We start from the raw sequence: 25,291 nt of genomic DNA on the forward strand, positions 1-25,291 counted from the left end.
ACACTGTTTTAACCCGGTGGGTTATTATTCGCCCTGCAGCCAATGATTTATACCCTGCAATGGGATATTTAATGGGATTTCAATGACCAAAATATGTGATTATTTCGATTACAAACTTGACGCCGACGGCAATAGATTTTTAGAAGTTTTTATCAGGGGCAACCTGCTACTACGGTTACCCTCTACCAATAAAGGTACTGCATTTACTGAACAGGAACGTACCGATCTGGATTTGGATGGTTTTTTACCACCGCAGGTAACCGATCTGCCGCAACAGCTCCAGCGACTCTACGCCAATTACCAAAAACAGCAAAATGATATTCTAAAATATCAATTTCTGCGCTCGCTCCAGGATCGTTCGGAAACCCAGTTCTACGCCTTACTGGAAAAACACCTGCAGGAAATGGTACCCATAGTCTATACCCCAACCATAGGCGTGGCGGTACAACAATTCAGTTCGCTGTATACCACAGCCAGAGGCTTAACCTTTTCCGCGGGCAACATAGATCAAACCGACACTATCCTGGCCAAATACCCATGGCATGACATACGCCTGATTGTGGTAACCGATGCCTCAGCCATACTGGGGATTGGCGATCAGGGCATGGGCGGTCTGGCTATCTGTATCGGCAAACTGGCCCTCTATACGGCAGGGGGGGGCTTATGTCCGTTCCAGGCATTACCGGTCAATCTGGATGTAGGCACCAATCGCGATGAGCTATTGGATGATCCGCATTATCTGGGCTTGCGTGAAAAACGTTTGCAAGGCGAACCTTATTTTGCCCTGATGGACAAATTCGTGGCGGGCATTCAGAAAAAATGGCCGAAAGCCATCGTGCAATGGGAGGACTTTACCAAAAATGTGGCTTTTGATGTGCTGGAAAGATACCGACACAAAATACCCTGTTTTAACGATGATATTCAAGGCACTGGGGCGGTGGCGCTGGCCGGTTTACTATCGGCTTGCCGTCTAAAGGGTGAAATACTCATCGAACAGACCATAGTCGTGGTCGGCGCCGGCGCCGGCGGCATTGGTGTGGCATCGGCCATTAAAGCCGGACTGCAGGCCGCCGGACTTAGTGAAGAACAGGCCCTGATGAGAATATATGTGGTTGATGAGCACGGCCTTGTAGTTACCGAGCACACCCATGATGTATATAAACTACCTTTGGCACACTCGGTGGAAAGTTATAGTGACTGGAGTATAGCCGAGGGTAGGGTGCCAAGCTTAATGGAAGTTATGAATCATTGCCGACCGAGTATCTTACTGGGCTTGACTGGCGTGGCAGGCTTATTTACGGAAGCAATGATCAGATCAATGGCAAAAAACCATTCCCAACCCATTATTTTCCCCTTATCGAATCCGACCGCTAATTGCGAAGCTACTCCCCAAGATATTTTGAATTGGACTGAGGGCAGGGCGATCATCGCCACGGGTAGTCCGTTTGCCGATCAGGAATACCAGGGCAAAACCTATCCAATCGGCCAAGGCAATAACGCTTTTATCTTTCCCGGGTTGGGTTTTGCTGCGGTACTGGGTGAATGTAGCCGTATCAGCGATGCCATGGTGCTGGAATCTGCTTATGCGCTGACGGATTATGTTAGCGAAAACTGCTTGGCACATGGTCTGATATTTCCACCTGTAGCGAAACTTAAAGATGTCAGTTTGCAAGTGACCACCCGAGTGCTGGCCAAGGCACTGGAAGATGGTTCTGCCACTCGTCAGGATTTAAACGGCATTGATCTGGAAAGTTATGTCAAAGCCCATTCCTGGCAAGCTAAACATTTGCCGTTCAAATATATGGCTTAGCCAAATTGGCTGATTGCAGAAAAAAACAGCATTGCTGCGCCAATGCTGTTTTTGATTAAGCTATCGATTATTTAACATAATATACATTATGCGAAGTCATTGATACATTCCAAACCGACACCATGCCTTTGCCGCATGCATCCACTCGCCATAAATCTCCAAATCAAACCACAGTTTGATGACCGGAATCAAGCTGTTCACGCCGACAATCATCGGCCAGTTTCCATTCATGATCGACAGGTCTTTTGATCCACAAGTCTCGCCAAGCATTGCGATTGCTTTGAGTAATTGTGTTTGCCAACTGCCCAGGAGAAATTGATTTACCCTGGTAAATAATTGCATCACTTTCCACTTTGGCATAAAAATAAGTGCCTCTGTACTGCATGCGAATTTGGGTTTTCTCTGGTAGGAACAAACTCTTCCATTGATAGCCACGGCCATCTGTCGCCATTAAAAGTTCCGGCTTCCAACTGGCATTATCCATCCAGTAGTCAATAGCCAAAGCCACCATATCCACTGGATCGCGTGGGTCTTGGTTATTTTGAAGAAAATCAGCCAAATCAAGAAATTGATGAGTGGGAATTGGTACTGAAATATAGGTTTTCATGCTTATAAACTCTCTAGTGCTTTAAATAAAGTATATTTCAGCTAACACGAAACATCAAGCTTTAAATAGTATAAAAAAGTAAATTTAAGCACATAAAAGTAGTGCGTCAGGAATAGCCATAACCTAAGGCGGATCTGGCTTTCGCCTGCCATGATGTTCCTAAGACGAAGCTATTGCTGCGAATGATTGAGGCTTGCGTAAAATTCAAACTGCCGCTTAACCTGCCAAGAAGATCGAAGCTGATTGTGATGGGGTAAATGTATTCCGATAGCCGAACTTAATAAATAAAATAATAATATTATTATTTAAAATAATGTCAATAATACGTTATCATATTATTAAATCTTATAGGGCGTCTATCAAGAAATACGGAGTTAACACCATGATTGACCATGACATTGCCAGCGAAGCCCGAACACGGGTTTTTGAAACAGCAACTGCAATTTATGAGGGGAACGGAAAATCAAAGCTTCCTACGGTTGACCAGGTGCGCCGATCTGCGCGAGTGGATATGAATGCGGCAAGTGCGTTAATGAGGGAATGGCGCCGCAATCTGCTTGGCGAGGTGAAAACAGTGACAGTATCAATTCCGGAAGGATTGAATAGTGCGTCTACAAATTTGATTAGTGAGCTATGGTGTAAAGCCCAGGCGCTAGCCAACGAGGCTATAAGAGCGGCAGAAAGCGCTTGGCATGTTGAAAGAGCTGAAATGGAATTCATGCGCGAGGAACTAGCGACCGCCTATGAGCTGCAGGAAACCGAAGTTGAACGATTGGTAACCGCTAATCATGATTTAGAAAACCAAATTCAGCTGCTACTCGAAAAACATGAACATTTTGCAGATGCTGAAAAAATAGCACAAGAAAGTCTGATTTTGGAAATTGAGAACTTAAAGAATGATCGAAAGGATTTATTGAGCATGTTATCGAATTCAAAAGATGAGGCAGCCAATAGAACTAAAATAATTGCCGATATCGAACAGGAATTAAAACAATGCCGGGAAGATGGAGATCAGGCGAGACTAGAAACCGCTAAGCTAAGCGGAAAAATTGAGGGAATGAAGCAATCTATTGCGAATTTAAACGATGAATTACAAAATAAAAATAAAATCAATGAGGATATTGAGCTGGAACTGAAACAATGCCGGGCAGAAAGAGATCAGACCAGACTAGAAACCGCTAATCTAGCCGGGAAAATCGAGGGCATGCAGCAAGCTATGGAACAACTAGATGTTAAGATGCTGGCAAATACTATAAACGCCCTACCCTTACATAATGTTAACGATGAACCGAAGGCCAAAAAAAGCCCGAAAAAACTAATAGTGAAACAGACGAAGGACGTGGGCGAAAGACCGGGATGATAAATTTTCCGTAGATAATCCAAGTAATTTTTATTCGTATGGAGTGAGTACTCCATACGAATGCTTATCCATTAGAACTCATACACTACACGGAAATCCACCCGTTGCTGGCCAACCAATACATGGCCCGATGATGTTGGGCTGCCTTGCTGGTAAATAGGATAACTCCAATCAAACTCGCCCAGCAGATGTTTAAACCACTGGGTACGCAAACCTACCCCGGTAGATGCCAGATGGGTGGTGGATGATGTGGGGGCAATCGGGGCCATGGTCCACAAATTTGCCCAGTCAAAGAATGTCAGCACACGTAAGTTCTGAGCAGACTCCCAGTCTTTGGCCAACAGCTTGGGACTATGCAGTTCGATCGACAGATTGACACCCTGATCAGCCAACACCTGAGTTTGATGATAACCACGTACACTCAACGGACCACCAGCCGAGAACTGTTCATTACTGATCAGACGCGACATACTACCCTGGCCCTGAGCGCGGGTCTGCAGCCGGAAATCCAGCGGCAACACATGTTGATGGCGAAAATCACCGGTCAGATAGAAAAAGTCAGGTGTAGCGCCGGTACGCTTTATATTGAATTCATTGGGATCGTTACCCAATATCCGCAAGCCATAATTAGCGGTCAGATTCAATGTCGTTGTGGAAACCTCGTCTCGCCAACTGCCGTCAAATCCGGTGACAAAACGGGTATATTGAATTTTGGTCTTACCGGTATCCTGACCCAATAAATTCACAGCCTGATCGAAATCCTTATAATCAAGACCCGCTGTCAAAGAATGAGTAACACCACCTTCACTAAACAATGGCTTAACCAGTCTGGCGCCGATAATCGAACCAGTACCAACCACAGTGGTGCCGCCAACACTGGCACCTAACTGGGTATTGGAACTAATGTTAATGCCGTATAAAGCCAATCGGGTGTCAAAAAAACCGGTGGGCAAAACATAAGTACCAGACCAGACATCTAATTGATTGCTGACCTCGGGTGCGAGCTGATATTGCACTGAGGCGCTATGATATTTTTGCCAAAGATTATCATAACGTAACGAACCTATTAAGCGGGTGTAAGAAGTATTGCTGGTATTGCGGCTGTTCATCTCCACACTACCATGTAAAGGCACAGCATCCTTAACTTTGAGTTCTACCTCCATCTGGCCCGGCGTAGATCCGGCCCGGAATACCGGAGTGACAGTGCGATCAGGAGCCTGCTGAGCTAAAGTGGTCATTTGATTTTGTACGGTCGGCATATGCGGCACCACACCTTCAGCCAAAGCCGGCACCGACTCACGGATTTTACCCAGTGCATAATAGCGGGCACCGGTAATATGCTGAGTCTCAATGCGGCCTTCCAGCACATTGATCTGTACCCTGCCCTCAGCATTGATATCCTGCTCTGGAATCGCTACCACTACTGTAGGATAACCGGCTTTACGATAGGCTTCTTCCAACGCCACCCGTGCTTTCTCGACATCATCAACGGTTTTTTCCGGACCTAAAAATGGATATACCGTACGTTCCAGGGTTTCATCATCCAGTACGGTATTACCGTCTATCTGAAAATCCAGCACATCAAACACCGGGTTTGCGGCAGCGGCCGGTGCAGCAGGTGGTACCGCATTATCAGCAGCCATAGCCGGGGTATGATTCAAGCAGAGTAATGCCAAGGCAGCCGGCAAACACTTCAACTTCATGGATTAGCCTCCGCAGCCGCTGGCGTCTCAACCGGCTGCTCCGCAGGGGCATCTGCAGCACTCTTGTCTTCGGCTGCTTTGAATGGAGTAATCTTCAATTGCTGCAATTTATAACGGTATTCCTCAGCCACAGACTCTGCTTCAATTTTGCCGATACCGGTCACTGAATCCAGTTCAAGCACATGCTGCCACAGACCTTTATCTTTATAACGAGCCAGTAAATCCTGATTCAGCTGACGTAATTCCTGATTACGGCTGGAACATTGATTAATCCAGGCCTCGCGCTCTTTAACAGCCTGTACCAGCAACTGATTATCAGCAAAAATTGAATTTGCCTTGCCAACCACATCATTATGCTTCTGTAACAAGGCCTGCTGGCGCTGGCGCTCCTGACCAAGTTGTGATTCCAGACTGGTTTTTACCGACTCCAGACCTGATTTATAGCGTTCTACTTCGCCCTGCAAAGGCTCGAGTTTTTTTACTGTGCTTTCCAAGGCTTTGAGCTTATCTTCCAACTGATTTTTATCGGCCAGCAAGGCGGTTTTTTCGGCTTCCAGAGCCGTTTTTTCCTGACTTAACTGGCGAATCAGCCCCTGGGCTTTCTTAATTGCCGCGCCACCATCACCGGATTTGGGTTCACCGGCAAAAGCAGTGGTATTTGCCAGCAGTAACAGCCAGATAACTGGTCTCAAACAAACATGATTAAATATCATACCTGGCCTCAGAAACGCGCATTCACATCGAGATTCAAGGTATCAACCGTATACTTTGGCCCATCAATAGCCTCAGTGCTATACCATTGCATATTCACCCAAGTATTCTTGGCCAAGCCATATTGAGTACCCACAACCCAACCTTTGGCATCAGTACCGCCATTATGGAACTGCGAATCAGTAAAGGCATCCAGCACTGCATCGCGCTGAATATACCGGTAAGCAAAATTCATATTCCAGTCGCCAAAGCGCATAATCTGCTGACGACCTACATCCAGCCGTACCTGAAACGCTGAGGTTCTAGGCGCAATATTTTTATGGAATTGTGCATAAATCTGCTGCTGATTAAAGCCCAGGTTGTTGGCATAATCTGCGGTGAGCAGTACATGGGTTTGACCACTATAGGTATAATCGTAAACAGCCGTGGCATTAAAAATCTTGAAGCCGGAAGCCAGACCAAACAAACAGCCTACCGAATCGGTACAAACCGTACCATGTGCCGAGTTGATATCGGTAATCGCCACCATAGAGTTACCGCGTTGCATAAACTGTGGTGCCGTCCAGTCAAACTCATGGCCAGTCCCGGTTGCCGAATTGTAACGACCGCTAATATTTTCAAAATCGTAATAGGAACCGGCAATATTGAAACGCGAACCACCAAACACCAACCAATCCGCACCCAGCTGACCTGCGTACAACCATTTGGAGGTACTGGCAAAATTCACGCTTTGAATCGGGAATACACCCAAAGTCAAAAATACGCTGTCCGGGGTTTGCTGACCCTGATTAATCCCTACCCTACCTGTTGGATTGGCAGCTTTATAGCCACGCACCACCGGATCGTTTTCGTTCATATGGAAACGGAAACTGCCTGCCACCCCTTCAAAACTCAAATCGGGGTCAAACACCACATCAGTGGATAAAAATGGGTTAATAATCCGGCCACCGTACAAACTGAACCAGCTGGTTTTATTGCTATCCAGATAATCGTATTGTAAATAGGAACGGTCAATTGCAAACTGATAAGACTGACCGGTATTACCCAAAGTCTGGTCGTTAGATACCGGGTTATAAATATTACTGGTGGCAAACCGTACTCCAGCTTTCAGACCATCCGCGATATTGGCCTCAAAACCCAGCCGTAAGCGTTCCCGAATCAGTAACTGATTTTTAGTATTGTTCAGATAACCGTAATTAGGCCCATTAGGCGAACGACTGATAGCCGTAGTCAAACCCTGACCATTATTGCTATTCAAGCCAAATGCATTAATATTCAGATAGTTATAGGCCGGAGCATTATTGTTGTCAAAAAAATTGTTTTGGAAACGCACTCTGGCATCAAAGGTGGGATGAATTGCAGACACCCATTCCGGTAATGCGCCCGGTACGCCCCAACCTTCAGATTTGGCGTCCTGTTTAACCTCCTGCACAACTTCACTTTTCAGCTCGGCTCGAACCTGATCGCGAATCTCTTTTTTTACAAACTCAGGTATATAACTGACGTGCTTGCTTTTTAGAGCATTTTTAGGCTGCCCAGCCGCGTCAACTCCTTCAACACCAGCAGCCTCAGGCGCCAAACCCGGTTTAGCATTGGCTGCTTGCGGCGACTGGCTGGCGTCCTCCGTGCTGGCCGCCTCCTGTTGAGCCGCAGTCACCAAGCCGGAAGCTTCTTGTTGATTAATCACGCCGCGCTGCACCAGCAGATCAACCAGATTAACAAAAGTCGATTTTTTGACTTTGAGAATTTCCTCGGCCTGCTCAGCGTTAGCATTTGCCAACCAGGTGCCGGCGGCCAGCAACAGCAGAGTTTTACTTACAGTTTTCATGTATTTACTTAAAAAACGAAAAAAATGGGATAACTATTAACCTAAAAAGCATGATAGCCAGACTGACATGCTTGATTCCGTGTGCAACCCGGCAGCCAACGGAATGGGTATTTTTGGGTAGCAATTAAATCCGCGCCGTTAAACGTATCCTGATCGGCTGCGGCATATTTTCAGGCGGCAGCTTACCGATACTGGCCTTGATCCTGGGTAATGCCGCACGGATAGCCTGATCGACATCGGCCTTACCGCTACCGGACGATAACTCACTGCGTTGAAAATGCCCTTCTGCATCCACCCAGACATCAATTTCCACGGTATAACTGGATTTGGCTGCCGGCGTATCGGCTAGCAAATCCTGCAAACTGTCTTCAAGCTGCCGCTTAACCTGACCGCCGTACCAAATGATTGAATTACCGCCGCCGCCACCTAAAATGGAACGGCCACCCTTGTGCGCAGCCAAACCAAAAGCATCGGAACCGGCGGCACCTTCGGCATCCAGCCCCAGTTCGGCCGCCGGCGGCTCATCCGCTTGTTCCGGGGTGGGCTCCGGTTCCTGCTCAGGCTGAGGTTCTTCTATCTTTTCTTCCTTCACTTCCGGCTCAGGCGGCTTCTGTTCAGGCGGCGGCGGTGGCGGAGGCGGCGGCTGGATCATGGTAATCTGCTGCACCACTTTTTTGGTTTGCGGCCCTTTATGAAAAAAATCTTTCAATAAATACACTGCCACAAACACCAACAATGCAGCCGCAATTCCCAGCAGCACCGGCAACCGGCGCAACCACGCATACTTATTTCTCATAAAATACCGGCTACTTCACCAATTTCTGGGTAACCAGACCCAACTGACTGATCTGTAAACGCGTTACCACATCCAACACATCTATCACTTTCTGATATTGGACACTGGCATCCGCCTTGACCACCACCGGCAAATCCGGAACTGCCGCCTTAAACTGCGCCAACCGGGTTTCCAACTCCTGAACCGAAACCGGATAGGTATCCAGATAAATGGTGCCATCCGGTGTGATTGAAATCGCTTTGGTTTTAGGCTTGGATAAAGATGGCGTACTGCTGGCCTTAGGTAAATTAACGGTAATACCCTGTACTGTGGCAGTGGTCATAATGATAAAAATCAGCAGCAGTACATAGGCCACATCCAGCATTGGGGTGATATTGATATCATCGTAAACCTTCTCTTCCGACTCGACTTTCATGGTCTAATTTCCACGTGAGCGCGATGCCGTGCGCATCGACAGTAAAGCCAGAAATTCATCGGAAAATACCCGCATACTGGCGGTAATATCTTTGATTTGGGTCAACAGATAGTTATAGGCAAACAGTGCCGGAATCGCTACGGCCAGACCCGCCACTGTCGCCAGCAAAGCCGCAGCAATACCCGGCGCAATCGAGTTGATATTGACGTCGCCGGTTGCGGCAATCGCGGCAAAGGTAATCATAACCCCTACTACCGTACCCAGCAGGCCAAGAAACGGCCCCCCGGCAATGGCAATAGTCAACAGCACCATATTTTTATTCAGACGCTGACTTTCCAGCACAATTTGGGAATCGAGTTTGACATGCAGATAATTCCAGGCTTCGGCAGACACCGCACTATCGGCATCGCCCTGCAGGTTTTTCAGCTCATGGATAACCGTATGATAAATATGATACAGAGTAGAACTTTGGAAATGGTCATGCTTGCCCACCAGAGCCGTCAGCAAATCAGAGTCTGCCAGTTCCTGCTCATCAGGGGTCTCATCCTGATCCAGCTCACCCAGCTTACTGGGATCCAGTTGCCGGTATTTTTCCAGAAACAGCTTGTTATCCTTGGTAATCCGGTTAATGACCAGGGTTTTGGTCACCATGACGATAATCGCCACCACCAGCATCAGCAGAGTCAAACCGATGACCACCCAGCCGTCGATTGTCACGTTTTGGACTATCACCAGGAAATGGCTATCGCTGCTGGCGTTAGACTCATCTTCACCAAAATTCAGCACCGAAAAATCCGGGCTTTGACTGCGAAACGCTAGCTTGATCCAATCGTTGCTGCGCACCGTGGCAGCAATCTGCACCTCATCCAGCAAACCGGTGAAATTATCACCAATATGGATCAGCGGATTCAAGGCCGGCAAACTCAGCGGCGCACTGCCTACCGATAGGCCATCAACAAACAACTCTAATTTGTCCGCCCGCGCGGTTAAGGCCACATATTGCCAGCGTCCTGGGGTCAGGTTGGCCGCCGGAGTGACGGTTGCGCCCAAACCGGCACTCAGTGCAGTGCCCTGCAGCGTTAAGGTCAAACGGTTTTCACCATCCACTGCAGACAGTACATTGGCAGCAGTTTGGGGTTGATCAATCTTGATCCAGGTGGAAAAGGTCCAGCCTTTTTCCGGGGTAATCGCCAATTGTGGAGCAGGATTGACGGTAATTGCGCCACTGCCATTAAACTGAGCCGCCGCCCCTATCCAGCCGGCCGGCAAAATCTGCGCTTTGGAATCCACCGCATGGCTTAAATAAGCCGTGGTGTCTAAAGGCAGAGACTCGCCTTCCTTAAAGTGAAACACCAGACTTTGAGCGGTATCGTATAAATTTTTACCGTCTGAACCATCCGGCGCATTATTATTGCCGTAATATAACCAGAAATTATCGGTATCCACCCCACCCCGCACCTGTGGTAAGCGTACCCAGACCAAACCGATTTCACTCAGCGCATCCACCTGCTCGACCTGATAATGCAAGGGGGTTTTATCGTCCTGCAAAAACCGCACATCACGGCCATTCTCGGCCAGTTCGGCAAAATACCCAAAATTACCAGCATGCAATCTGATCAACACCGGAAAATCAGTTAAGGTCTCCTGAATGTCGGCGCCAGTGGCAGCTGCATCCACACTGATCTGCCGCCGGGAACTCCATTCATCATTCCACCAGGCCAGCGCTATTAAAGGAAACAACAACGCCACCAACCCGGTCAGGTAATATCTTTTTTTCATGGATAATTTAAGCAAAGGAAAATTAATAAACCGTTATACACAGTCAAAACTGCACAAAAATCTCGTTAGTCGTGCCTGCAAAGCAACTAAAAAACATAGGATGCCTGAACACAGCAGCTTGAAAATCGCATCAGTGGAACGCGTCCATCGCGATTGATGCGCGTCCTTACCTCGGCACATCCTATTTAGCCTGTATGTCAAAATACACTGGATCAACTACTGCTGGTTGACCAACATTACTTTGTCGGAAACGCCAGAGGATGTGCCGACTCTTGAGGCATATCGTTCGCGATTGATATGCATCACTGCGTTCAGCGCATCCTACTCTGTATCCGTCAAAATAAGATTGGTCGAGTTCTAGTGGTTGCCCAACATTACTTTGACGGAAAAGCCAGAGGATGTGCCGATTCTTGAGGGGTATCGTTCGCGATTGGTGCGCATCACTGCGTTCAGCGCATCCTACGCCCTATCCGTCAAAATAAGATTGGCACATCACAGGTGAAATAATCACACATCGTTAATTCAAAGTAAAGCAAGAAATAGGCCACAAATAAAGCCACCAAATATCATAAGCTTATCTGTGAACCTAATAATAAATGCTGCTATTTCAGCAGAAACTGCTGATCTACTGTTGATATATCAACAAATATACCTACAAAATCAACAGCGATGCGCACGCCTAAATATTAACTTGTTCCAAAACAAGCAATCTTTCATTAAAAACAGTCCTTAGCTAAGCACCACAACCACTCTTACCTTCCCGGACATCGGCAATACTACATTTACCGTAACCAATCACATCAGAACTGAACAGACTGCTGGCTGTTTTGCGCTTGGTGGATTCATCATTATTGTTATTATTGTCGGCCATAGTACTTTGGGTGGCGGTTTTGCTGGCGGAAGCTGCGGCACTATCTGCCCCGCCCACTACAGGCACCACCACTGCAGTCGGCACCCCGATGGTGGCGACCGTTGAGCTGATATTTTGCGCCCCTACCACTGCATTAGCCGCAAGTACTACCTGTCCGCCGGTAATCCCGGCTTCGCCTGCATCTATAATACCAAACGGTGCAGCCAGATAGACATTGCCGCCACCGATAGCCTGAATACCACTACCGGATATCACCGGTGGGAAGGTTGTGGTTACAGTACCGGTTAACGGATCTACGGTTGTAACCGGCGCTGGGGCAGAAATCGCGGCTTTAGCACCTTTACCCGCATCTATGTTACCGGTGGTGCTCCAGGCGGTAATATCGCCGCCCCCCAGGCTGAATACCCGCGACTGATTGACATTGACGTTACCGTTGGACAGAATATTCAAGCCACCCTGATCCGCCACCACAATACCCAATTGATCGGCAGTTTTGCTAATACCGGAAAAAGTTCCGGCCAAGCCGACATCGACTTTGCCACCAGGGGTAAGAATATTAATATCTCCCCCTGCTGCTGTTTCGATTTGACTAAACACCAGACTCACATCACCGGCATATTTACTACCCGGAAACAGAGTGTCAATCGCATCGGTGCCAAATTTATACAAGGCGGCGCGCTTGTTGGGTTCTATGGCGGCGGCAAAGGTGGAAACTTTAAACTCCTCAAACAAAGTGGCTAAAATCTGATTGGTGCTAGCCTCGGGAAGTTGCATTTGCACAATATCATCCAGCAAACTGGTCAACAATTGATTAACACTGGTTTTTTGGCTAGCCGTCATGTTTGCCGCGACTTCCAGTTTATTTACGGTTTGCGCCAATTGCACCAATAAACCGCTTAACTCTTGCTGCTGGGCATTATCCAGACTGGTCAGAGATTTTAACTGGATAATTCTTTGAAAACTATTGGTCAGTGCGGTATTCTGCTGTTTCTGTTGATCGGCGGTTAAACCGGCCAAATTTTGTAATTGACCCAGATAAGCCCCCACCGCCTGATACTTGGTGACAAAACCGGCATAATCGATAGTGCTGGATAAACCGGCCAGCACTTCGATACTGGCGCCGTTGCTGGGTAAAGCCGAATTGGACACATTGCCCACAGTCTGGATACCGGTTGCGGCACCCAGATTAATATTACCACCGGCAATTACCTGCAATTGGCCAGGACCTGCCACCTGAATCACCTGGGTATTCGACATGACGCTGCCATTGCTATCATAACTAGTATCGAAACTGATATTTTTACCAGCCTGCACCAAAGTCACATCGTTGGTAGTCAGATTTTGGGTGTAGACACTGGTGTCGCTGATATTACCTCCGGCAATTATATTTGCCGCTTCCGGCAAATTAAAACTGGCGTTAGCCAAGGTTGGAAAACTGATGTCGCCCAGTCTGGCCATAATCAGGGGTTTGTTAGGGTTGTTCAAATACTGAAGCGTACTGGCATGGCTTGTATTGATCAATTTTTGATACGCAGTGGCATGAGTTTGTAAATCTGTTACCGGATTTAAAATGCTGGGTAACAAGGCAGGATCTTCATCCGACATAATAACCGCCACAGTTTGACTGGTTAACAAGCCGGTATCCATACCAATATTACGGTTTGCCAGTAATTCCAGCGTACCGTTTACCGACGGATATAAAGTCATTGCATTATCAATTTGGATATCCCCGGATAAAGCCGTAGCTTTCAAAGTGGATGGATATACAAAGTATTCAAAACCGGCGCTACTTGCACTTCCGAGTTTCTTCAGCGCCGCAATGCTGCTGTTGGAATTTAAAAACGCCACATTGCCGGCCACTGCCTGTATATTCAGGCTGCTATTGTCACCATAGGAAAAAAATTCAGGTTCTAAAGATTTGCTACCCTTAAGCACTGTTGGATTCATGGCCGTGGCCACATCCACATCCTGACGTGCCTGTAAATTAAAATTGCTGGTGCCCAAATCCAGAATAACACCAATAGTATTGGTGCTGCCAGCTATCGGGCTTTGCGAAATACTGTCTCCCGCTGTCAAACTGCCGCTGCCGTTTGCCACATAATATTCGCCACTAACAATATTATGTCCGGCTGTGACCTGCAAATTGCCACCGCCATTCACATAGGTAGAGGTCTGCGTCCAAGTATTAACATCACTAATCACACCCAGCGGCTTACCGGTAGTTGGTATCATCACCGATAAATTATTCACATCGCCACCAGCAGTCACTGTGACATTACCACCACCCAAGGCCCCCACATTCTGATTAAAGTTGCGTGATCCTTGTGGATAAATATTAGTAATATTGGATGGAGTTCCAAGGTTACCGCTGATATTGATACCCCAAGCCGTGGATTGCAGACCAGAGGCAGAGCCAGAACTAGCACTGCGAACCAACCAGTCAGTGATTTGTTGACCTGTCTGTTGACCCTGGATGTTGCCGCCGGCAGTTAAACTGATATTACCGCCATTGCTGGGATATTCGGCATAAGGATAGCTGCTTAAACCCAAAGTACCCTGACTAAACAAACCATAACGCAATACCTGATTAAGCTGGGTTTGGCTTAAAGAACTGATATAGCTTTCCAGACTTTGGCCGGCTTGTTGCGCCGGCAAACCTGGAATCGTACCGGCCAGCAAATCAGTCAGGGTGTAAAGCTCTGTAGTACCAAAGGTATAAATAGCTGAAGCGTTATTCGAAGAAGTCAACTTTTTAGAAGAATCCTTATTCAACACAATATCCTGACCAGCCTGAACATCTATGCTGCCGGTGCCGGTTCTCACTACCACTTGAGTAAGTGTTGTATTGCCGTGAAGATGTCCAGACGGATCAGGCCCCAAATAATCAGCAGCCAAATTCACTGTACCGCCAGCCACTAGATGATAACTCCAGGACAAACCCGGCTGTATCACATTTTGAGCCAGAGAACCAGTGTCCTGACCAAGAATCTGCGTGGTCGCCACACCATCTGAAATACTGGCGTTAATATTCAGATTATCGGCAGCCCGTAGGGTTAGAAAGCCGGGCAGACTCAAAGCACCTGTGCTGTCGGCATAACGCCAGTTGCCGTTCATGAAATCCCAGACACTGGACAAAGTTAAATCGCTGCTGCTGCGGATCTCAATACCCGGCAAAATCTGCAAGTTGGCACCGGAATTATCCGTCAATACCGGTTTGGCATTCATAAAACTGCTGGTGTCCTGTAACCAGGTATTGATATTGTCACTGCTAATATTGGTAACATTATCATAAATCCGGGTAGCTTCCAGGGCAGTATGACTGGCATTGGCACCGATGATTTTGGCATAAATGGCTGTAACCGCCACGCTGTCGGTGCTGTCATCCCGGCCTGTGCGTAAATGTACGCTGCCGCCGCTGCCGCCACTGACATTAATCACACCGACCTTGCTACCGTCCTTAGCGGACAAATCCAGCAGCCCTGTGCCGTTATCGTCTCTATGTACGGTGTCCAGCGTCACACTGCCGCCGGTATTGCCGGCCGTAGTGGAACTGGCATCTATTTTACCGGAACTGCCGAGAGTAATGCCGTTGCGGCCATAAACCGTTACACTGCCGCCACTGGCGGCAGTGGCATTAATGGTACCGTTAATAGTGACAATACCCTGATCTACATTTAATACATACTGCTGGGCGTTAATCACTGCACCGCTATCAATGCTGATATCGCCATTGGCAATTTCCAGGCTTTGCCCGGCGGAAAATCCGGCACTATTTAAGACGACATTCAGGGTTGTATAACTCGTGTTATTGAGATCATGCACATCCAGGGTAAAACTACCGTGACTGACACCTGAGGCGGTCGTAGTGCTGCCGCCCAGCGTATCAATACTGCCATCCCAGCCAAACTGGCCGTTGGGCGTATTGACATTCAGCGTACCGCCATTGCTTAACAACTGCTTGGCACCACTAACCGTTTTTACCACACCGGCCAGGTTTACGGTCGCATTCTTGGCGATTTCAACATTGCCTTGGGCTGCACTCAGCGTCAAACTGCCGGCAGGTGAATATTTACTGGTAGTGCTGTACACCACTTCCCGGCCACTTAAATCGATATTACTGCCGCTGTTGATATTAATATCGCCCTGGCCGGCATTCAGGCTTAAACGCCCGGAGGGTAAATCAAACAGGGCATTGCTGGTAATGCTCCCGGCGTTAATAGTCCAACTGACACCCAGACCTACCGGCAGGTCTTTTACAGTCTTATTATTGTAGTTAATCGTAAGCAGATGATCGCCGGCATTAATGGTGGTCGTAGCACCGTTACCGCCGCTTAAAAGCTGCGCGGACAAATTAACATCGCCAGCCACAGTCAACACGCCCGGTGAGGCCAGCGAACTAACACCAGTGGTGGCGTCTATGATTTGCCCCTGACCATTAATAGCCTGATCTGCATTGATATCAACTGTATTAAAACCGGTAATACCATATTGACCACTGCCCAGCACGATATTTTGCCCACTCAGTTGCAAAGTACCGGTGCCGGTACCGGTCTGCTGGGAAGTGCTATTGGTGTTAGTGAAGGTCAGGGTGCCGCTGGCGGTAATTTTGGCCGTCTCACCCGCATTAAAGCCATTGATCGCGGCAGCATCCACAGTCAGATCTTTACCGCTTAAATTCGCTCCTGCGTAGATATTTAGATCGCTGGCGCTATGCAAACTCAAAACGCTGGGATTAAAGCCGCTGGAAGTTAATAATGCATCGGACAATACCAGACCAGGGGTATTGTCCGGAGCTGCACCGATACTAATGCTGCTGGAATTCAAAGCCAGCGCCCCGCCATTAATGTTAATACTGCCTTTAAACACCGTATCCTGGCTGGAGTCCAGCAACATGGAACCATTGGCAGATAATACCGCAGCATCCTCCACCGTTAATACCCCGCCGCTGCCGGCCAGCGGCAGATCCCGGTTAACGCTTAGCTGCCCAGCTGTGGAGACCCGCAATAAAGCACCGTCACTACTGGTACCATTGTTGTCTTCCAACTTCACTGTGCCGGTGCTGGTATCGCTGGCTGTACCCGTGGCTGTGATTTCAGCACCACTGGCAATATGCAGAGTGTTGCTGGCGGCCAGTAAAATTTCCTGCCCACTTAGTGCATTGGCTTTACCAGCCACATCACTCGCCACTGTCAAATCGCTGGTTTCGATAATCAAATGTTGACCGCTGGAGTCTTTATAACGCTTACCACCCAATAACAGGCTAGGTGCTTTCAGCGCCGTCAACTGACTGGACAGCAAACCCACAGTATTACTACCCAGACTGGCTAAATCTTTACTGTTACCAACTACCGTCAAGGAAGTACCGCCGATATCCACCTGACCACCCAGACCATTTACCCCAGGCATCGCCAACAAGGTGGCGGCCAAAGTCAAATTGGCATTGGCAATAATACCCAGGGTTCCGGCATCTTCAGGTAATTGTGGCACCACTGTGCCATTTTGACTGGCCTGGGCGCTAAAAAAACTGTCAGCCAGATAGGCGGTAAATTGGGATGGGCTTTTAGTATTGCTGTTAACCACCAGATTACCCGACTTGTTATACGACAGGGAACCGGTAAACAGGGAGCCGGATTGCACGGCAAAACCCTGGGTACGATTGTCGGCAATACTGGTACCGGCGACACCGTAATAGCCGGACACCACTTTGATACCAGCACTATTGGTAATGGTTTGAAACTGATCCTGGGTACCGGCTTGCGGGGTAATCAGATAAGCGCCCGGCAATAAGGCATAATGAGCGGGTAACAAGGTATACCAGCCGGCCGCCAGACCGGAGCCGCCATTCAGATAAACGCTTTCACCAACCGTCAGACCGGATGTAGGCGATTGCGCCGGGTCGTAAGCGCCCAAGGCATTATAATAGCCAGGGATCACGGCAAATTTTTGGCTATAACCGGTGGAGGTTGGATCCAGCACGTCATTACTACCGCCTACCCCGGTAACAAACTCATAGGCATACAGATTACCGCCGCCGGACAAATCTATGTTGGCACCTTTTTGTAAGTCTATGGTTTTAGCCTGCAATTGCAGGCTTTTTTGCGGCAAGTTATCGGCATTCACTACTATATTGCCACCGGATACCGGATATAACCATTCGGTGCCGCCGGAACCAAGGCCAAACGGAATAATAGCGCCAGCCCCCGAGACGCTGGTCAAGCTGCCGTCAGCCAGCCTGAGTGTATCAGCCGCAGTTAAGATCAGTTCGCCAAACGGTGCCGCCAGCTTACCGGACTGGTAAATATTATTGGCATTAATAGTCAGCACCCCGCCAGCCGAATAGATGGTGCTGGGTGCACCGGGGTTACGCTCTATGCTGACATCACCGCCGGCATAAATGGTGTAATTGCTCAAAGTGGCGGGATAAACCTGCTGGGCTTTAATATCCAGATTACCGGCCAGATTCAGTTCACCCAGAAAATCTTTATTGTTGGGTGAACCGATGCCACGCAAGCGAACATCACCGCTACTATTCAGATTAACCTGATTAAAACCGTTAAAACCCAGGCCGCCGATTAAATCAATACCCTGAGCGGTTACGTTTAGCGTCGCAGCACCGGCAACCGCATCAGGTGCCAGCAAAGCGGAACCATTGGTTCTGGTTAAACTGGAGCCCAAACCCACATAAGCCGCGTTCAGCGTCACGGTATTCGCGTTGCTGGCCTGCAGATTGGGACTATCCAAAATTATTTGCCTGCCGGCTGTTAAAGCCACATCACCATCAAACACAATGGCACTATTTAAGCCGCCATTTGTCACTTGGGCATCGGTTTTTAAACTAATTGAATCAAAACCGGCGGTATTGATTTGGCTGGCGTTGACATAGGCTTTTTGAGCATATTGATTAGCAATTTCATTGCTCTCGGTCAAACCGCTCGGCAGGTACGTCTTATCAGTGGCACTGATATAGAGGGTGCTGGTTAAGCTAGGGTCAATGGTGTCAGGGAATGGATTGATATACCCAACAGGTGACGAGTTGTCCCGCGTGGTTTTATCCAGAGTAAGTTGCAGACTACCGCCAGCTGCCCCATTGCCACCACTTTTTGCAGCAAAACCGCCATCAGCCAGTATGCCTTCTGCGGCAGCAAGCGAAATACTGCCACCTGATGAAGCAATATTCCTGCTGATGACATGAGTACCATGTTTACCGGTTTCCAGGAAATCCAAGGTCTTGGAAGTGCCCGAGACATCAATCAACGAACCTTTATTAGTGACAATATAGCCGCGATTGGCGGTTAGACTGACACTACCGCCAGCTTTCACATCACCAGTGGTTAGACCATTGCTGGTGTATTGGGGCACAAACACGCCTCCGGCCAGTAGCTGACTGTTGGCCCCCAGCCAGATGTATTGTGAAGCCAGGTAGCCAGCATCGGTAGAGCCAGTAGGGGTAGTGATATTCAGATTAATATTACCTGCCGGCGCAATAACACTGCCATCGACCCAAATGGCAATATCCGAGTTCAGGGTGATATTGCCGCCGGCGGCCAATTCATTGAGCTTGGCCCCTTCACCTATCTTGAGGGCTTCCTGGGCTTTTTGATCGGCAGTTTCTGCATACGTTAAAGTAAAATTGACCGGTTTATAAATATAATTGCTTAAATCCGGCGTACTGGTCAGATCAGTCAAATGGCTGCCGGTGGCGGTTTGACTGGCTGTCGGACTTAATTGGCGCAGCACCTGACCCAAATCAAGTTCAGTATTTTTTAATACTTGTGGCGCATATTGATTAGCGGTGATGTTATAGCTGGAAAAACCGCCTTTTTGAAAACCGCCCTGCGCTAATATACCAGGATCCAGCACCAAAGCCTGTGGGTTACTGGCCGCTTTGGCGGCATCACTACTATTGCCTATCAACACCTCGCTGCTGGCCAGGGTTAAACTACCGTTCTGGGCTAACCCCCAGGCATCCAGCTCACCGTTTAGCAGCAAATTAGCGGCTATATTAGTAACGTGGCTATTGGCAATCAGGGAAATAGATCCGGCGCTGCCTTGCGTGAGATTACCATTGGTTTGCAACCAGCCGCCGCCGCTGACATCAATTTTGCTGCCTGTTTTCAAATTCAGATTGGCCTGCTCGCTAACCAGATTAACACTGCCGCCTGTAATGGCCACCGGGCTCAAAGCGTTACCACTTTGGATGTCCTGCGCATCATTCACCCACCAACCGCTGACATCAATCAGTGCCGAACTACCCAGGGTAATCGCGCTGGCTGTATCGTTGGTCAAGGGCTTGATGCTCACGGTGCCGGAGGGAATCACAATACTGCCCAGGATATTGCTGGTTTCGGCATTGATATTCAGTTTGCCGCCGGGTGCCAGTTGCAGCTTGGTATCTTGGAACAGGGTTAATGAGCCACCGGTTTTAATGCTGGTATTCAGCAATCCGGCGTTATGCAAATTGTTGACGTTGAGATTTAAGGCGACGGGGTTGCCGTTCGCATCGGTTGGCAGCGCATCGGCTGCCCCCAAAGTTCGACCACTATCGCTAGTGCTGAACACCACATTCTGCTGACCGTGACTTCCGTCCGGGACCAGATTAATATTCAAACTGCTGCCGGCCGCCCAGTCTGCACTTTGGCGCTGTAAATCCCCGGCGATGACTTGGCCTTTCAAGGTGCCGTCCAGTAGGGCAGCATAGCCGGTAATATTGACGGTACCACCGGCTTTACCTTCCACATAGCCGGCCTGATAAGTATTTAAAGTGATGATGCTGCTATAGCTGCGATTGGCGGGGGCGGTACCGATATCAAAAATTGAGCCGTTGGAAACCAGCCCGGTAGTCTGAATATAGCCGGCTTGATAAGCCAGAGAGCCACCCGACACATCCAGGGTGCTGCCGCTCTTGACGATGACATCACCGGTTGAAGTCAGATTGATGGTGCCGGCAGTGGTGCTGCGTTCGTCTATATTTTCGGCAATGCGCTGCACGGCGCCGGTAATATCGGCAATTGGCACACTGGCGCTGAGCAGATTGCCGCTGCTGTCATAACTCAGGGTGGCGTCACGTACATCCACTTGCACTGTCTTGCCGAATAAAATGCCTTTGCGTTGCAGGGGCGCATCGCGCAATTCATTAGATTGCAGTTTCAGGCTGACGATATTGCGGCTCATGGCCTCAGCCACATTCTTGATACCGGAAACATCAACTGTGCTACCAGTTTCCAGATAAACTCGGCCAGTGCCTTGTGTGGTCGGAGCCTGCGGGTCCTCAAAAGCATTAATAGCAACATTGCCACTGTGGGCCTGTACCAGTGAACCTGATAATAAATTTACCTCATGACCACTGATTTCTATTGAGGATTGGGGCTGGCTTTGGGCCGCCAGCGCAGTGGTGGTTTTATCGCTGACCAAATCCACACTGGTGGTACTGTGGGTACCTAGAATGACTTTGGCGCTGGTGGCCACTTGAGAGGGGTCAATACCTTCAATAGCCGCAATACCACTAACATCGCTACGCACTGTGGTTTTGCCCGTCAATAGAGGTGTGGCAGAATTAAAACTATTCACGCCCTCCCTGGCCAATAAGCGCACCGAACCATTCAACAGCACCGAAGTGGTTGCCGAAGCAATACCGTCCTGATTGACGGCAAAACCCATGATGCTGACATTGCCGGTTTCGGCCAGTATTTTACCAATGCTGTCGTTAGTAACCGTCCCGCCGGTGCCGACTTCAACCAGGAAACCACGGATATCCGAACTACTGCCGGCCTGCTGTAAATAGACTTTGTCGGTTGCCGCCGCCAATATGGTTTGGCCGTTGGGTGATTCTATGTCGCCTTTATTGATAATAGTGGGCGCTGCCAGTAAGACCAAGCCGCCGGAAGCGGTGGTGATTTTGGCACGATGACTACTGCTATCACCATCCAGAGTAATCTTAATTGATACCGGCTTGTTATCGCTGCCCAACACCACGTTACCGTTGGCGTCATGCAGATAAATCTGCCCGTTGCCGCTAAGAGATGCTGCGCCATTGCCTGAGTTATAGGCGCCGGCGATACCATATTGCAAGCTTTCGGCCGTTAGACCCAGGGTACTGGCCACCAGGGAATTGACATTGACTTGCGAGTCTTTGCCGAATAAAAAGCCGTTTTCATTGATTAAATAAACCTGACCGTTGGCGGTCAATGAGCCAAGAATATTACTGGCGTTGCTGTCGTGAATATTATTGATCAGTATTGCCGAATTGCCGGCTTCCTGATTAATAGCCACCTTATCGCCGGCGCTGATGTTAAAACTGCTCCAGTCTACCGTCGCTGATTTATAGTCCTTAGCTTCGTCAATATTCAAGGTATGTTGATTAGCGCTCTCCCAGGCGGTGACACCCGTGCCGATATGGGCAGGATTACTGGCTGTGGCATGATCCAGGGTCACTCCAACCTGACTCTCGGGTATGGGTAATTCTGCCCGCGCTGCCGTGATCCCTGCTCCGGCCATCACTCCGCTGGCAATTAAGGCCCGAATGGCTAATACCAGGGGTTTGGGTTGAGAAATGGGCGATGGGAACATAGTAAAACGACTGGATGACATGTAGCAAAGTACCTATAGATTTATAGATGATATTTTAACTTATTAGCATTTGAGCGGCTGACTCAAATGGCCCGCACTACTTAAGTAAAGGTTATACCACTGGTAACTGGTTTTAAAACCAGCTTATCTTTCCCGCCTGAGCGGGTATGAAAATTAAGGCCAAGTTGCGAATCCATCGATTCCACTACGTTGCATCGAGGCTAAGGGCCGCGATGACACAGACTATCGTAGCTCATTGCGCAGGGTGTTTTCGCGATAGCTAAACTCCAAACACCTGCGAAGTTTTGGTGGCTTGCCTGGCGGCTAAGCCACCCTACATGACTGTTAAGAGAGTTGACCCAAGGTCTACACAACATCCAAGCGTGATTTTCGGGCCATCAGCTTCGATGATCCTCGATTCCACTGCGTTTCATCGAGGCTACGCAAAATCGCCGGGATTTTTAATCTGTCGCCGGTTAAATCCCAATTAAGTCCATATCTGGCCTGAGTGTAAAAAAAGAAAACCCGACTCAGGTATACACCCAAGCCGAGTTTTTAAGCCCATGTCAGGAGTCCCAGCTTAGCTAAAAACTTTGCGGTAAAGTTTTTAGCTAAGCTACTACTCAAAATGGAAAGCAGACTCTGAAAAAGCCGGTCAAGATTTCTTTTCGAAACCCAGCCTGCGGCTGAAACAACTTAATCAGAGCCCCCATCCTCCTTATCCTTTGCGATCGCTCCTTAACTCCCTTCGATCATTCCCAAAATCCGTTTTCCCACTCCAGTGGGTAGTTACATCCTGTTTGAACCATCCAGTCCAGGCTGATGCGCTTGCATCAGCATCCGTTTCCCTAATCCGTCGCGACCGCTCCATCAATTCCTGCCGGTCTTTCCTGTATCCTTGTCACCTATTCCGTCAGGTGGAGTTCCTTACTTGCCATCTGTTCAGGCCAATGTTTTTAAACCCAGCAAAGCTGTTTTAAAAAAGGCGGTAGCAGTTGCGCTACCGCCTGCCGAATCCATTTACTGTACTTTATCCTTGTCCCATCCTCATCCTTGGATGGTGCCGTCCCTGGCTCCAAATTGCCTGCCAGACAATTCTTTAGCGCTTATTGCAACTCAATGGTGTTGCCATTGCCGTTGTCGTAAGCATAAGGCACGATACCCAGGTGGGTATAACCGTCAGAACCTAAGTGAGTCAGACCCACGATAGGGTGAGTGGTGACATAAGGTACATCAATAGCGCCGGAATCAGTTGCTGTGGTAGCGAAGATACCGGTGCTACCCCAAGGTTGAATCACCGCAGCGTTAACTACGCTGGCAACTGCAACACTACCCAGATGGTTACCAAAATCAGTGAACAGAGATTGTTCATGTGAGGTACCAACGCTAGGATCAACAATAATCTCGCCTTCTGCCCAATAAGGGTAATTGCCGGCTGCTACGTTTTCGATAGTCGGCGCATAGCCGTCAATTTTGACATAACGCCAGTTTTTACCGCCGGTGCCAGCTGTAGTAACAGTGTTGTTACGGTCAGCACTGTTAACAGCGATACCCCAGTATTTGGCGCCGCTAACATTGTTCAAACCGCTGTTGTTGGTACCACCTTGCCAGTCCAGCAGCAAATCCTGAGTTGCAGAAGCACCAGTCGGACCCTTAACCAAAGGAGCCGCAGAACTTTCTGCTGCGCTTGTATTAGGAACAAGTGCGGCAGGAGTTGCTGCTTGGTCAACGTATGGATAGTTCAAGATTTTGGCGTATGCCACTGCGCCGATAGCAGCACCGGTATTACGCAAACCAACTGCCACTTTAGTGCTGGTTGGCGCGCTAACGCCGGCAGCAGTACGGATAGAAGCATCAGTCAACGATTTTGTAGTACCGCCAACGTTCAATTTAACGTTAGACCAGTCGGTGATATTACCCGACAGAATTGAAGCCAGGAAGTTGCGGCTGATGGATGGCAGGCTGGCTTGATCATAAGCACCAACTGTGACAGTGGCCGGCAAGTCGCCAGTGGCGATTTGGGCAGCTTGTAACACTTTATAGAAATCCAGGGTTACACCGATACCGTATACCAGACCACCAGTTGAAATCCGGTTAACAGCACTCAGGTTGTCTGGAGTTAAAGCATAAGTCCAGCCGGCAGTAGTAGCGTTGGTAGACACTTCTTTAACTGGATCTGGGTAGTTGCTTGAACCTTGAGCCAACAATGCCGCAGTATCAACACCGGCAAAACCACCGTGTGACTGGGTAGAAGTCAGGAAGGTACTGGCATTGGCTGTGGTGATAGAAGCCGCATGGAACGGTACTGAAACACCGGATACGCCATTAACCACCAAGCTTTGAGTGGTGTTAGTCCAGGTCGCTTGCAGTTTGCTGGTTGCTGTATGGAAAATATCCAGATGATCCAGCGGCAAGTGCGCCAGAATAGGCACTACACCGTAACCAGCCGCACCCAGTGAGCGTTTTTCCAGCAGGATTTTTTTACCGCGCAAGGCTGCATCAGTCAGCGTGCTGGCACCGATAAAGTAAAATGAGGTAAAGCGTGAACCGTTAGAGGTGGAAGTAGCGGAAATATCTTGGAAGATATCCACACTGCCTGGCACAGACAAAGCGTCCAGCACCACTTGTTGATAAGCCAGATCCTGAGCAGCACCACCAGAAGTGTAGATGACATAATCAGGAGTACCGTAGTTGCTGGCATTTGCGTCATTGGCTTGCCATGGGGTGATCGCGTGAGCGGCTTGTGAGCCGGCCAGTAATGCAACTGCACTTGCCAGTGTTTTGAGTTGGTTAGAAAAATTCATTTTTTATCTCCAAATTTAGGAAAGGCAATTCATACCTGAAT

11 protein-coding genes are annotated in these 25,291 nt (G+C 48.6%); 2 read left to right on the forward strand and 9 right to left on the reverse strand.

The genetic code is table 11. From position 1 onward, the window contains the following. Window positions 1–82: 82 nt before the first annotated feature. Window positions 83–1,810 carry an NAD-dependent malic enzyme gene (locus tag KEF85_RS09280; protein ID WP_215579797.1) on the forward strand — a complete coding sequence of 576 codons (1,728 nt, stop codon included), beginning with the start codon at window positions 83–85 and terminating at the stop codon, window positions 1,808–1,810. A 163-nt stretch (window positions 1,811–1,973) separates the two neighbouring features. On the opposite strand, the gene KEF85_RS09285 is transcribed toward KEF85_RS09280, so the two are convergent. Continuing rightward, entirely contained in the window at window positions 1,974–2,417 is a 444-nt protein-coding gene (locus KEF85_RS09285; RefSeq protein WP_215579799.1) for a hypothetical protein, read from the reverse strand. Between the two features lie 382 nt (window positions 2,418–2,799). Between KEF85_RS09285 and KEF85_RS09290 the strand changes: the two genes are divergently transcribed. Further along, entirely contained in the window at window positions 2,800–3,777 is a 978-nt protein-coding gene (locus KEF85_RS09290) for a DNA-binding protein (protein ID WP_215579801.1), read from the forward strand. A gap of 71 nt (window positions 3,778–3,848) precedes the next feature. Here KEF85_RS09290 and KEF85_RS09295 read toward each other — a convergent pair whose 3' ends face one another. From KEF85_RS09295 to KEF85_RS09330, 8 genes are all read right to left on the reverse strand, one after another. Continuing rightward, on the reverse strand, window positions 3,849–5,480 hold the full coding sequence (locus tag KEF85_RS09295; RefSeq protein ID WP_215579809.1) for a ShlB/FhaC/HecB family hemolysin secretion/activation protein: 1,632 nt from the start codon (window positions 5,478–5,480) through the stop codon (window positions 3,849–3,851). Further along, a complete protein-coding gene (locus tag KEF85_RS09300) occupies window positions 5,477–6,193 on the reverse strand; it encodes a coiled-coil domain-containing protein (protein ID WP_215579811.1) in 717 nt (238 codons plus the stop codon). Before KEF85_RS09300 ends, KEF85_RS09295 begins: the two co-directional genes overlap by 4 nt. A gap of 8 nt (window positions 6,194–6,201) precedes the next feature. Beyond that, entirely contained in the window at window positions 6,202–8,019 is a 1,818-nt protein-coding gene (locus KEF85_RS09305; protein WP_215579813.1) for a putative porin, read from the reverse strand. Between the two features lie 124 nt (window positions 8,020–8,143). Continuing rightward, entirely contained in the window at window positions 8,144–8,815 is a 672-nt protein-coding gene (locus tag KEF85_RS09310; protein ID WP_215579815.1) for a TonB C-terminal domain-containing protein, read from the reverse strand. 10 nt (window positions 8,816–8,825) lie between these two features. Next, the gene (locus KEF85_RS09315) at window positions 8,826–9,230 is read right to left on the reverse strand and encodes an ExbD/TolR family protein (RefSeq protein ID WP_215579817.1); all 405 of its coding nucleotides are present in this window, start codon (window positions 9,228–9,230) and stop codon (window positions 8,826–8,828) included. A gap of 3 nt (window positions 9,231–9,233) precedes the next feature. After that, a complete protein-coding gene (locus tag KEF85_RS09320; RefSeq protein ID WP_215579818.1) occupies window positions 9,234–11,009 on the reverse strand; it encodes a DUF2341 domain-containing protein in 1,776 nt (591 codons plus the stop codon). Window positions 11,010–11,742: 733 nt separating this feature from the next. Further along, window positions 11,743–22,446, reverse strand: coding sequence for a filamentous haemagglutinin family protein (locus tag KEF85_RS09325; RefSeq protein ID WP_246534842.1), 10,704 nt, complete (start codon window positions 22,444–22,446; stop codon window positions 11,743–11,745). Window positions 22,447–23,552: 1,106 nt separating this feature from the next. Beyond that, window positions 23,553–25,250 (reverse strand): hypothetical protein, encoded by a 1,698-nt coding sequence (locus tag KEF85_RS09330; protein WP_215579822.1) that lies wholly within the window; start codon window positions 25,248–25,250, stop codon window positions 23,553–23,555. Between the last annotated feature and the right edge of the window lie 41 nt (window positions 25,251–25,291).

This window comes from Methylomonas paludis (genome assembly GCF_018734325.1).
Taxonomy (GTDB): domain Bacteria; phylum Pseudomonadota; class Gammaproteobacteria; order Methylococcales; family Methylomonadaceae; genus Methylomonas; species Methylomonas paludis.

Coding starts and splice junctions, on each gene's coding strand:
- KEF85_RS09280 (WP_215579797.1), top strand. CDS start 83: ATGACCAAAATATGTGATTATTTCGATTACAAACTTGACGCCGACGGC.
- KEF85_RS09285 (WP_215579799.1), bottom strand. CDS start 2,417: ATGAAAACCTATATTTCAGTACCAATTCCCACTCATCAATTTCTTGAT.
- KEF85_RS09290 (WP_215579801.1), top strand. CDS start 2,800: ATGATTGACCATGACATTGCCAGCGAAGCCCGAACACGGGTTTTTGAA.
- KEF85_RS09295 (WP_215579809.1), bottom strand. CDS start 5,480: ATGAAGTTGAAGTGTTTGCCGGCTGCCTTGGCATTACTCTGCTTGAAT.
- KEF85_RS09300 (WP_215579811.1), bottom strand. CDS start 6,193: ATGATATTTAATCATGTTTGTTTGAGACCAGTTATCTGGCTGTTACTG.
- KEF85_RS09305 (WP_215579813.1), bottom strand. CDS start 8,019: ATGAAAACTGTAAGTAAAACTCTGCTGTTGCTGGCCGCCGGCACCTGG.
- KEF85_RS09310 (WP_215579815.1), bottom strand. CDS start 8,815: ATGAGAAATAAGTATGCGTGGTTGCGCCGGTTGCCGGTGCTGCTGGGA.
- KEF85_RS09315 (WP_215579817.1), bottom strand. CDS start 9,230: ATGAAAGTCGAGTCGGAAGAGAAGGTTTACGATGATATCAATATCACC.
- KEF85_RS09320 (WP_215579818.1), bottom strand. CDS start 11,009: ATGAAAAAAAGATATTACCTGACCGGGTTGGTGGCGTTGTTGTTTCCT.
- KEF85_RS09325 (WP_246534842.1), bottom strand. CDS start 22,446: ATGTTCCCATCGCCCATTTCTCAACCCAAACCCCTGGTATTAGCCATT.
- KEF85_RS09330 (WP_215579822.1), bottom strand. CDS start 25,250: ATGAATTTTTCTAACCAACTCAAAACACTGGCAAGTGCAGTTGCATTA.